At 46.9% G+C, this 9,618-nt stretch carries 10 protein-coding genes; 6 read left to right on the top strand and 4 right to left on the bottom strand.

The annotated features are described in order from the left end of the window. Positions 1 to 205 precede the first annotated feature (205 nt). The 3 genes from COW15_RS02105 to COW15_RS02095 all read left to right on the top strand — a co-directional run bounded on the left by COW15_RS02105 (position 206) and on the right by COW15_RS02095 (position 2,601). Positions 206 to 628, top strand: coding sequence for a hypothetical protein (locus COW15_RS02105; protein WP_263186130.1), 423 nt, complete (start codon positions 206 to 208; stop codon positions 626 to 628). A gap of 617 nt (positions 629 to 1,245) precedes the next feature. Further along, complete coding sequence (locus COW15_RS02100; RefSeq protein WP_293629387.1) at positions 1,246 to 1,713, top strand: universal stress protein; 468 nt, start codon at positions 1,246 to 1,248, stop codon at positions 1,711 to 1,713. 558 nt (positions 1,714 to 2,271) lie between these two features. Beyond that, entirely contained in the window at positions 2,272 to 2,601 is a 330-nt protein-coding gene (locus COW15_RS02095) for a cysteine-rich CWC family protein (protein ID WP_293629385.1), read from the top strand. Between the two features lie 7 nt (positions 2,602 to 2,608). On the opposite strand, the gene COW15_RS02090 is transcribed toward COW15_RS02095, so the two are convergent. Together COW15_RS02090 and COW15_RS02085 are read right to left on the bottom strand one after the other, a co-directional pair. Beyond that, a complete protein-coding gene (locus COW15_RS02090) occupies positions 2,609 to 3,718 on the bottom strand; it encodes an energy transducer TonB (protein ID WP_293629384.1) in 1,110 nt (369 codons plus the stop codon). A gap of 123 nt (positions 3,719 to 3,841) precedes the next feature. After that, positions 3,842 to 4,663 carry a hydratase gene (locus tag COW15_RS02085; RefSeq protein ID WP_293629383.1) on the bottom strand — a complete coding sequence of 274 codons (822 nt, stop codon included), beginning with the start codon at positions 4,661 to 4,663 and terminating at the stop codon, positions 3,842 to 3,844. 255 nt (positions 4,664 to 4,918) lie between these two features. On the opposite strand from COW15_RS02085, the gene COW15_RS02080 reads away from it, so the two are divergent. Together COW15_RS02080 and COW15_RS02075 are read left to right on the top strand one after the other, a co-directional pair. Beyond that, on the top strand, positions 4,919 to 5,893 hold the full coding sequence (locus COW15_RS02080; protein ID WP_293629382.1) for a DMT family transporter: 975 nt from the start codon (positions 4,919 to 4,921) through the stop codon (positions 5,891 to 5,893). Positions 5,894 to 5,911: 18 nt separating this feature from the next. Further along, positions 5,912 to 6,526, top strand: coding sequence for an HAD family hydrolase (locus tag COW15_RS02075; protein WP_293629381.1), 615 nt, complete (start codon positions 5,912 to 5,914; stop codon positions 6,524 to 6,526). A 233-nt stretch (positions 6,527 to 6,759) separates the two neighbouring features. Here the strand turns inward: COW15_RS02075 and COW15_RS02070 are convergent, their stop codons facing one another. Next, positions 6,760 to 7,641, bottom strand: coding sequence for a LysR family transcriptional regulator (locus COW15_RS02070; RefSeq protein WP_293629380.1), 882 nt, complete (start codon positions 7,639 to 7,641; stop codon positions 6,760 to 6,762). Positions 7,642 to 7,817: 176 nt separating this feature from the next. Between COW15_RS02070 and COW15_RS02065 the strand changes: the two genes are divergently transcribed. Further along, positions 7,818 to 9,008 (top strand): MFS transporter, encoded by a 1,191-nt coding sequence (locus tag COW15_RS02065; protein WP_293629379.1) that lies wholly within the window; start codon positions 7,818 to 7,820, stop codon positions 9,006 to 9,008. A 119-nt stretch (positions 9,009 to 9,127) separates the two neighbouring features. On the opposite strand, the gene COW15_RS02060 is transcribed toward COW15_RS02065, so the two are convergent. Then, entirely contained in the window at positions 9,128 to 9,490 is a 363-nt protein-coding gene (locus COW15_RS02060) for a DUF6677 family protein (RefSeq protein ID WP_293629377.1), read from the bottom strand. Between the last annotated feature and the right edge of the window lie 128 nt (positions 9,491 to 9,618).

Genomic DNA, 9,618 nt, shown 5'->3' with positions numbered 1-9,618 from the left:
TTTGCGACCGAAGCAGGTCGCGTCTAGCAAGTATTTAGGATGAGGGGCAAAAGGATGGCTTTATCTTGTTCCTGCCGCAAAGCGGCTTCGTTCAACGAGCGCATTAAGAGGCGGACATAAAAAGCTTGGCTTGTGTACGTTCCTCTCAAATTATAGCCAAGCATTTTGCCCCGTTTATGCGGGCGTTAGCTATACAGGGAGTTCTATGAGCGATCCGCAAAAAACTTGGGAAGAATATTACGCCCGAATCAAAAACAGAAAAATAGATGAAGCAACTCAATTATGGAATGCTGTTGTAAGCTCTGGAGCAAATGAGGAAACAGTTTTCGCTATAGATTTTTCTCATTTTTGTGACGTTTCATCGAAGTTAAATAAATTAGCCCAACAGCTCAGCGAAAACTATGAAATAGAGCTGAGTGAGGTTGACGAAAAAGGGTATCAATTCTTAACTGGTACAACTCGCCCTTATGGTAATGAATTGAGTGAAGAAGACTTCATAAACTGGGTATCTTTTATGTGTGACGTAGCTCAGTCATACACTTGCGTATTTTCAGAGTTTTCGCTGGAAAGTCCAGAGCTTGGTTTAGTATGGTCAAATACAGAATTTGAATCGGAAAAGTATAGTTAACAAGCACATTAAGTGAAGGGACTGCTAAAAGCTTGCTCGATTTTGCTTCGCTATACATTTTAGCAAGCTATTATCAGCCCCTTGTGCGGGTGCTAAAGGATTCCTCGAAATAAATACTTCATCTATTCAACCTTCGAATTAACAACAAAATGAATTCACCGTGTATACATCTGTGAACATACCTGCAATAACACAGGAATGCGGCTTACTGAGCCAAATGCATACGCCCAAATATCATTTAAGTTAGATAACTTGATGAATACAACCAATTGACCTTTATTGCGACATCCATTGTTAAATTGGAGAAATACCATAATGCCAGCGATGACTATGGTGTTACGGTCGCCTCGCAAATCACCACGGCTCACCTTTTGAGTATTAGCGCAAACTGATGCTTGTCTCGTTAAGTTCCTTTTTTATCAATTAGCGCGAACGAAATCTTAACATAAAAAGACATTAACCTTGCTAAATTCGAGGTGACCATATGTCCCAATTAAGTTGAGGGGTTGGCTGGGATATGGCTGTAATTGGGCCGATAATTATCATCGGCAAACCCGGTTCTGACCTAAACTAAAGGATGACAAGCCACTTGTTGAAAATTTATGGGAGGTACTATCATGCGTAGTCGTCAAATACTTTGCCCTACCGATTTTTCGCAGGCATCGATGAACGCCCTGAGTTATGCAGTCGAGATGGCCAACCTCTACCATGTGGGTTTTCGTCTGCTGCATGTGATCAGCAAACCCTATGGTGAGGACATAGTCAGCCATCTACGTCACGAAGACAGCTACGGCATAGTGCCCGTCAGTGCCGAAGAACTCGACAAGCACATGAAGGCCTATGCGACCGAGAAGATAAACAAGGTACTGGAGCAGCTCCATACTGACCTGCCAATTCAAACCATCATTCGCAGTGGCTCGGCGGCGGCGCAGATCCTCGAAGAGGCACAAGAAGCAGATGTTGGCATGATAGTCCTAGGCACAGACAAGCATTCACCACTGGCGCACCTGTTTCATGCTAACGTCTACGAAGAAGTGATCAAGAAGGCTCTCTGCCCGGTATTGGTCGTCAAGAGCCCAGACTAACGCAGGCTTTCTCCATGGATAGCCATAACCAGTAGCCTCCCTGAGAGTGAACAAAATACTCTTCGGGCGTCCCATATTGCTCAAAAATATTTTGTTCGTTGCCATAAAAAGACTGAACAGGCGCAAATCTCTGGGAATTAACAGCCAGCACCGAAACTACAGAAGTTCACCATCCCCTGCGAAGTTGCCTTCGGAAGCGATAGCCATTTATCCATAAGACCAAGGCCTGATTTATCAATAAAGAGTTAATGTGTGTTACTTCGCTAGGGTGAGTGCTGCGAAGCAGCTGTACGAACGAGAGCCATGGATGGCGAACTGGCAGTTAGGCATGGACGTTGTTCGGCAAGGACTCTTGTTAACAAAGAGGTAAGTTGCTCCTCCTTGGTCGGCTCTTGATTAAAAATCAGGGGGTGAAGCCCAGACTTTTAAACTAAAGCATTCAAACGTAGTTTGGAAAGTTTTAAAATTTCACTTTGGTGCAAATCAACTAAGCCTGAGTTGCAAAAAATCTATTATGATCTCCGCGCTATAACAACTTATCTTGCAATAAGGATTACCGTGTCTCAGCCATTGGAACAACCTAAGTTAGCAACTGCGCAAAATTGCCCCCTATGCCAAGACGCGAATCAATGTGCTGTGATTTTAGGTAAGGGTATTGAGGACTGTTGGTGCGCGCAGCAAAGCTTTCCACCTTTGGCCGCCTTACAAGCGCAAGCATCTGATTCGCTGCAAGGGGCAATCAGCGCCATTTTATCGTCTGCCGATGCGTGTATTTGCCAAGCTTGTTTAAGCCAACTTAAGCAGGGGCTTAGTCAGAACAAACTTGGCGCACAGGATGAAAAAAGCCCATCGAGTGTGAGCGATGGGCTAGGTTATGAGGTGCAGTAGCGGGCTGTTACTGTATGGTGTAATCCAGTTGCACTGTGGTTTGCGCTTCAACGGCTTTACCATTTTCAAACTTAGGTGCGTATCGCCATTTATTGAGAGTCTCAATACTTTCTTTTTCAAATAAAGCGCCGCCTTTAGAGGCAATAATTTCAGGATTTTTTACAAAGCCTTGCTCATCAACGGTAAATTTAAGCTGAACCCAGCCACTTTTACGTTGTTGGACGTAGGACATTGGATAGTTTGGAAATTGACGGAAAAGTGGCTTTTGCTCTTGTTCGTCGGTCCAGGGTTGCATACTACCTATGGCAATACAGTGGGCTGTCGCTAATTCTCTTTTACCTTGACGCTCATAGAGTTCCACTAAATAAGCGTGGGCACTCAAGGCATAGGGATGACTGTAATTAAGTACTTCGAACTGTTTAACCACTTCTTGGAGTAAAGGTTCGGCTTTTTTATCATGTTTTTCGGCAAATTCAACGGCGCCCACAATATAGGTTGCCTTGACTCTGTCTATGGCATTCTCTGGCAAAATCTCTTTATAAATATCATAGGCATCAAAGGCATAACTTCTTACACTTCGAGTGTATAGCTCCGTATTGGATAAACGATTAAAGGCGGCCATTTTTACATCGGCGATCAGTTTCTTTTTATCGGATTTTTCTGCTAGATCAATCGCATCAAGCAAATAGCCCTTTGCTGCTTTGGCTTCAACGGCGGTTTGCGCTGCGCCGAGTAAAGGGTCGATAAGCTCGATGGCTTCTTTGCCGTAATGGGCCTTATAGTTTGCGAGTGCAAGTTGGTATAACTCATGTGCCTTAGCCGTTTGTGGCAGATTTTGTTCCACAAATGGATTCGGTGCGACCTGCGTTTCTATGGCGCTGGCCCAGTTTAAGGCGAGGTTCGCTAAGTCGACACTGTCTTTGGCATATTGAGCTTCCCCCAACTGATAAGCATTTTTTGCGCTCGCTTCAATATTGGTAGCATCGCCTTTTTCTACGGCGGCTTGATAGTCGCTATAGGCTTTGGCAAAGCTATTTTCTGAGGCGTTTAAGGTAAATGAGGTACTTAAGGCTAAGGCAAATAGACTCGCTAAAGGTAACATTTTTCCATCTAACATCTTGTATATCCTTATAATAAGCTCTTTCGAATAGTACAAATGTTTAGTGGTTGATACAAGTTTGTTTTCTATGGATTAGGCATTTTTGCTAACCTTAAGGGCAAGCCTAGCTATCGGCGAACCCTATAAGTTGCCGATTTGCTTAGCAATAAACTGCAATGTAAATTGTCCTAAATCGCCATAGCGAAATTGGCAGGGCTGGTTAAGTGGCAGATCCAGCACGCCCGCATAGGAGCCAGTGATCACATATTGCCCTTGCGTTAGGCCAATGCCTTGGGCGGATAAAAAGTTAACTAGCCAGTAGAGCCCTGCTTTGGGGAAACCATTGGGATGAATGGCATTTTTTTGCAGAGCATCGTTATCTACTATGTTAACGCTAAGGTCGAAATGGCCTGTATCTATATCATCGGATAATTCAAGCTCTGGCCCTAGCCAGAGTCCTTGATTGACTAAACCATCGGCGAGGGCATCGAAATGCGTCGCTTCACTGGGCGTGTGGTAGCGACTCTTGATTAACTCTAAGGCGAGGCGGGTTTTACCAAGGGCGGCATCGATTTCGGCCTCGGTATAGGGGGTCATTCTAGGGGGGAAATCGACACCTATCTCGAAGGCGAGTTCGGGTTCGACCCGGGCGAGCCCTTTAGTCGATGGATAGAGTGGACAGTCTGGCGTCTGATGATATATATCTTGTTGATAAATAGGGGCGACAACGGTTTTATCTGCCGTAGGTAATAGGCATTTCCAACCTGCAATCGGGTTATTTTGCGTCGCCATCAATACTTTTGCTATGGCTTGTTGGACAGCAAATGCCTGTTCAAAGTGTTTGGGTCTTAATGCTTCGGCCAGTAAATCCCCCGTTGTGCCAGAGGCGCGCCTTTCGGCTAACTCTTTGGCTGCGGTATTAATAATAGATTGATCTTGTTCGAGATTTATTGAGTGTTGCATGGTTTATCCTAAAAAATAGCGACTCAAAACGGCCTTATGGGCGAAGTGGGTTAAATATACCGTTTTGTCTTAACAATGGCTTTATAAAACTGAGTTGTAGGCATGCCTGCCCTTTGTTCTGCGGAGTGAGTGGGTAAATTGGTGTCAGCTAAAGTATCCAATTCATCAAAGGCTTTAATCGCTATAGAGGCTAGATCTTGAACTCACTCAGTGCCAGAATGGCATTCCTTTCTGCAGTATTACTGGGACTTATCCGTGAACCAGAGCCACAACGGCCACTTGGCAAATAACCATGCTCAACTTGGTCTGCTATTTATTTCTGTTGCCGTGTTATTTTGGGGGATGTTGCCAATCGCCTTAAAGCTCTCGGGCGCTTTTATCGATCCCGTGACGCTAACTTGGTTTCGTTTTCTGGTCGCACTGGTGGTCAGCATAGTGATCCAATGGAGTGCGGGCAGCCTTAAGCAATTTGCGGCGCTCGATGCCAAGGTCTGGTTAAGGCTCTGTCTTGCAGGGTTATTTTTGATGCTTAATTATGTGTCATTCGTTTATTCCCTCGACTATCTTGCCCCTGGGGCCGCCCAGCTTAACTTCCAAACATCGCCTTTTTTCCTCGCCTTCGGTGGCGTGTTATTTTTTAAGGAAAGGCTCAATGCGGTGCAACTCAGTTGCTTTGCGACTTTGGCCTTAGGTATGTTGATGTTCTTCCATCCTTATTTGGACTTTTCGGCCGCTAGCAATCATCAAGTTTGGATTGGGGTGATGATTATTCAGTTCTCGGCCCTGTCATGGACCACCTATGCCCTGTTGCAAAAATCCCTGCTCAACCGCTTATCCCCCGCGAACGTATTATTGGTTATTTATGCCCTAGGTATTTTTGCGATGGCGCCCTTTAGCGACTTTAGCCAATTCGCCAAAATGGACAGTTTCGACTGGCAGGTGGCACTGTTTTGCGCCGCCAATACCTTAATTGCCTATGGCTGTTTTGGGCAGTCGATGAAGTACTGGCCGACGGCGCAGGTGAGCGCCATGTTGGCGTTAACGCCGGTATTTAGTTTTAGCGCCACCGCGCTGGTGGTGAGCATTGGTTGGTGGCCAGAAGTGTTCCATGCCGATGAGTTAGATGGATTATCTCTGCTGGGGATTGGCGTGATTATTGTGTCTGTGATGGTGGTGCAATTGCTGCCTATGTACCGCAATCGTCAGGCTAAGCGCTTGCAGGCTGTTTAACCCCAAATGGAACGGCCAGTGATCACTCGATTAACCGATATCAAACTCAGCGATATTCGTGGGGTCATCTTCGATCTCGACGGCACCTTAGCACATTCTAACCCCGATTTTGCAGGGCTAAGGCGTGAGTTGGGAATTAGTTCTGGCATGGATATCTTGGCCCATGTCGATAGTCTGAGTGCGGGTGAAGCACAGGCTCAGGCGTTAGAAATTATCCATGAGTACGAGAGACAAAGCTCGCTTAATGCCCGTTGGATCGATGGCGCAAGGGAGCTTATCGAATGCCTACGGGCTAAGTCGTTGCCCTTGGCTATTTTGACTCGCAATATACCGGAGGCGGCAAAGATCACTATCGATAAACTCGGCATAGATATCGAACTGGTATTAACGCGCTACGACGCGCAGCCTAAGCCGCATCCCGAAGGCATTCATCTTATTTGCCAACAGTGGCAGCTAGCGCCCGTAGATATCTTATATGTGGGCGATTATCTGTTCGATCTGCAAACTGCGCGTAATGCGGGTAGCCACTGTGCTCTCTATTGTCCTGAAACCATTCCCGATTATGCCCACGATGCCGATATGCTGGTGGCTTGCTACCATAGTTTTATCCAAGCCTGGACAGCGGGTGACTAGGTTCGGTTAGTCTGTTTCGAACTCAGTCCCAGTGTGGGGCAAAGTTTGGATTCGCCACCCTATAATTGCGATCTAACCCGCTGATTGCCTCGATTTCCACGGCTGATAACATGAGTTTTGCAGCGGCTAGGTTGCTGCGAACATGCTCACGTTTGGTCGATAAAGCACAAATCATATTTGCCAATATCACAATAATGCTGCGCTTTATCCATGGTCGAGTGAGTTGCGTGATGTTAAAGACTCAATCTTGGCTGGATAAAATCGATAAAAGCCGAGATCCGCCGCGCCACGGTTGAGGTTTTATAATAAACGGCATTCACTTGCTCCCGCCCGACATTGGTCACCTGTTCACTCTCAAGCAATGGGACTAATCGCCCCGCGGCAATATCGTCCTTGACCATAAAGCCCGACAGACAAGCTATGCCATTGCCCGATAAGGTTAATTGGCGCACGGTTTCGCCGTTGCTGGCGCGCACATTAGGTGTGATTTGGTCGACGCCTTTTAAGGGCCATTGGTTGAGCACTTTTGAACCCGTAAAGCCGATAAGGCAGTGGTGGGGCAGATCGCTAATATTCTTCGGCAGACCGCGCTGTGCTAAGTACGCGCTGGAGGCCACGATATACAGCTTACTTTTGCCCAGCGGTCTGGCGTGCAGAGTCGAGTCGGTCAGCTTGCCGATACGGATCGCCACATCGGTGCGTTTCTCTATCAGATCGACAAAGCCTTCATTGGAGGTGAGTTCAAGCTCGATATCGGGGTAGGCCAGTTTAAATTCTTGTACCAAAGGTACGATTTGATGCAGCACGAAGGGACTCGCGGCATCGACCCTTAAACGACCTTTAGGGCGTTCGCCGCGGGCGATAAGATCTTCTTCGGCCTGTTGCAGCGTTTGCAGGCCAATGCGTACCGTATCGACAAATTGTCGCCCCTCATTGGTGAGTTCGACTCGGCGCGTGGTGCGGTTGAGTAGCGTCACTTGCAGTTGGCTTTCAAGGCGAGTGACTGCCCGTGATACCCGTGCAACTTGAATATCCAGTGTCTCGGCTGCCGCTGAAAACCCACCTGTATCCACAACAGTCAATAAAATCTGCAAATCATCGGACCGCGTTAGCACTCAGTTATTTCCAAGTTTAAATTTGATTAACCGTATTTATAGCAAAAATCATTTGTAAGAATCACTCTTTTTAGCAATAACCTTTGCGACCATGATAGCCCATCTGAAGGTGAGCCGAGTGTTAGCTCATCAATCTTCGCTCACAGACGCGTTAACCTAACTGGATGGACACTATCATGCCCTTAGCTTTACTCGCATTGACGCTCAGCGCCTTTGCTATTGGAACCACAGAATTTGTCATAGTGGGTTTGATCCCAACCATGGCGCAGGATTTAAATGTCTCACTACCCTCTGCGGGGTTATTGGTGAGTCTGTATGCCCTCGGTGTGGCGATTGGTGCACCTGTGCTGACGGCATTAACGGGTAATTGGAATCGTAAAACCGTGTTACTTTCGGTGATGTCGCTGTTTGTGGCGGGTAACTTGTTGGCGTGGCAGGCGCCGAGTTATGAAACCTTGATAACCGCGCGGATCCTGACAGGACTGGCCCATGGGGTGTTCTTCTCGATTGGCTCGACTATCGCCACTGGCTTAGTTTCCAAAGAAAAAGCTGCGAGCGCGATTGCCATAATGTTTACTGGCTTAACCGTTGCCTTAGTCACGGGTGTGCCGCTGGGTACGTATATCGGCCAAACCTTTGGCTGGCAGTCGACCTTTTTAGCCGTGGCATTACTGGGATTTATCGCCTTAGTCGGCAGCGCATTCTTAGTGCCAAATAACCTAAAGCAAGCCAGCGCGGCGCGAATACTCACGCAGGTCAAAGTATTGGCCGAGCCGAGATTGTTATTGGTATTTGCGATTACTGCCGTGGGTTACGGTGGCACCTTTGTGGCGTTCACTTACCTAGCGCCGATTTTGCAGCAAGTCACAGGTTTTAATGCCAGTGCGATTGGTGCCATCATGTTGGTTTACGGCGTCTCTGTTGCCTTTGGCAATATCTGGGGCGGGAAAATGGCCGATAAAATGGGCCCGGTAAAAGCCTTGAGCTATATCTTTGCTGGTCTCGCCGCTGTGCTGTTGCTGTTTAACGTTACCGTGGTCAACCCAATTGCGGCTGTGTTGACTATCTTAGTCTGGGGTGCATTTGCCTTTGGTAATGTCCCTGGTTTACAAGTGTATGTGGTGAAACTCGCCGAAACCTATGCGCCCGATGCGGTCGATGTGGCTTCGGGTTTAAATATCGCCGCCTTTAATGTTGGCATAGCCTTAGGCGCGTGGGGCGGTGGGATCATAGTGACCAACCTAGGTTTAATGCACACACCTTGGATTGGTGCGCTGGTGGTGTTAAGTGCGCTGTTACTCACCCGTGTCAGTGGCTATTTAGATACTCAATCAAGCCAAGTCGAAAGCAGTGTGGTCACTCAGTAATTCGAGCTTGCCTTGATTAACAAGTTGTCAGAAAAGCAAAAATGGCTTTCAATGAAAGCCATTTTTGCTATAGGTTTGATTCGAACAAGGTTTTAATGCTACGCCGCGCTCTTCTTGTTTCAATTGGCAGTCGCTGCATCTTGCTTATCTTGTTTTAGCCCTAAGCGTACGCTATCTAATAGGGCAAGCAGCCAGCAGAGGAGAAAGCCATACATCAGCTTATCCGCACCATCATGAATGGTTGTCGTGGTTTGCTTAGTCACTTCTGCTGAAATTACCCCTATATCCAGTGGCAACACGCCAGTTTGAATATCGAGAGAAATTAGCTGCGCCACTTGTATTACTTGTTGCAGCAACAGACCTAGACTCAGCACTGCCAACACAAAAAACACTAAGGCACTACGTTTATGTTTAAGATAGAAATGGCCGCTGCCGGGGGCGATAAAGGCCGATAATAGTCCGGCTGTGAAGGCTTTTTTCATTGTATTTTGTTTAATGGATTAAACAGTCAGGGGATTAGACACTAAGCCTTATCCTGAGTAAAGGCAAACTCAAGCCAACAAAAAAGGAGCCTAGGCCTATCTCTTCTACACAAATCCCCCGGTAAATT

The organism is Shewanella sp. CG12_big_fil_rev_8_21_14_0_65_47_15 (genome assembly GCF_002783505.1).
Lineage (GTDB): Bacteria > Pseudomonadota > Gammaproteobacteria > Enterobacterales > Shewanellaceae > Shewanella.
This window is presented reverse-complemented; position numbering and strand designations above follow the sequence as displayed.

Bases quoted from the DNA above. Each gene is read 5' to 3' on its own strand.
- COW15_RS02060 (WP_293629377.1), bottom strand. From the start codon at position 9,490: ATGAAAAAAGCCTTCACAGCCGGACTATTATCGGCCTTTATCGCCCCC.
- COW15_RS02065 (WP_293629379.1), top strand. From the start codon at position 7,818: ATGCCCTTAGCTTTACTCGCATTGACGCTCAGCGCCTTTGCTATTGGA.
- COW15_RS02085 (WP_293629383.1), bottom strand. From the start codon at position 4,663: ATGCAACACTCAATAAATCTCGAACAAGATCAATCTATTATTAATACC.
- COW15_RS02100 (WP_293629387.1), top strand. From the start codon at position 1,246: ATGCGTAGTCGTCAAATACTTTGCCCTACCGATTTTTCGCAGGCATCG.
- COW15_RS02105 (WP_263186130.1), top strand. From the start codon at position 206: ATGAGCGATCCGCAAAAAACTTGGGAAGAATATTACGCCCGAATCAAA.
- COW15_RS02090 (WP_293629384.1), bottom strand. From the start codon at position 3,718: ATGTTAGATGGAAAAATGTTACCTTTAGCGAGTCTATTTGCCTTAGCC.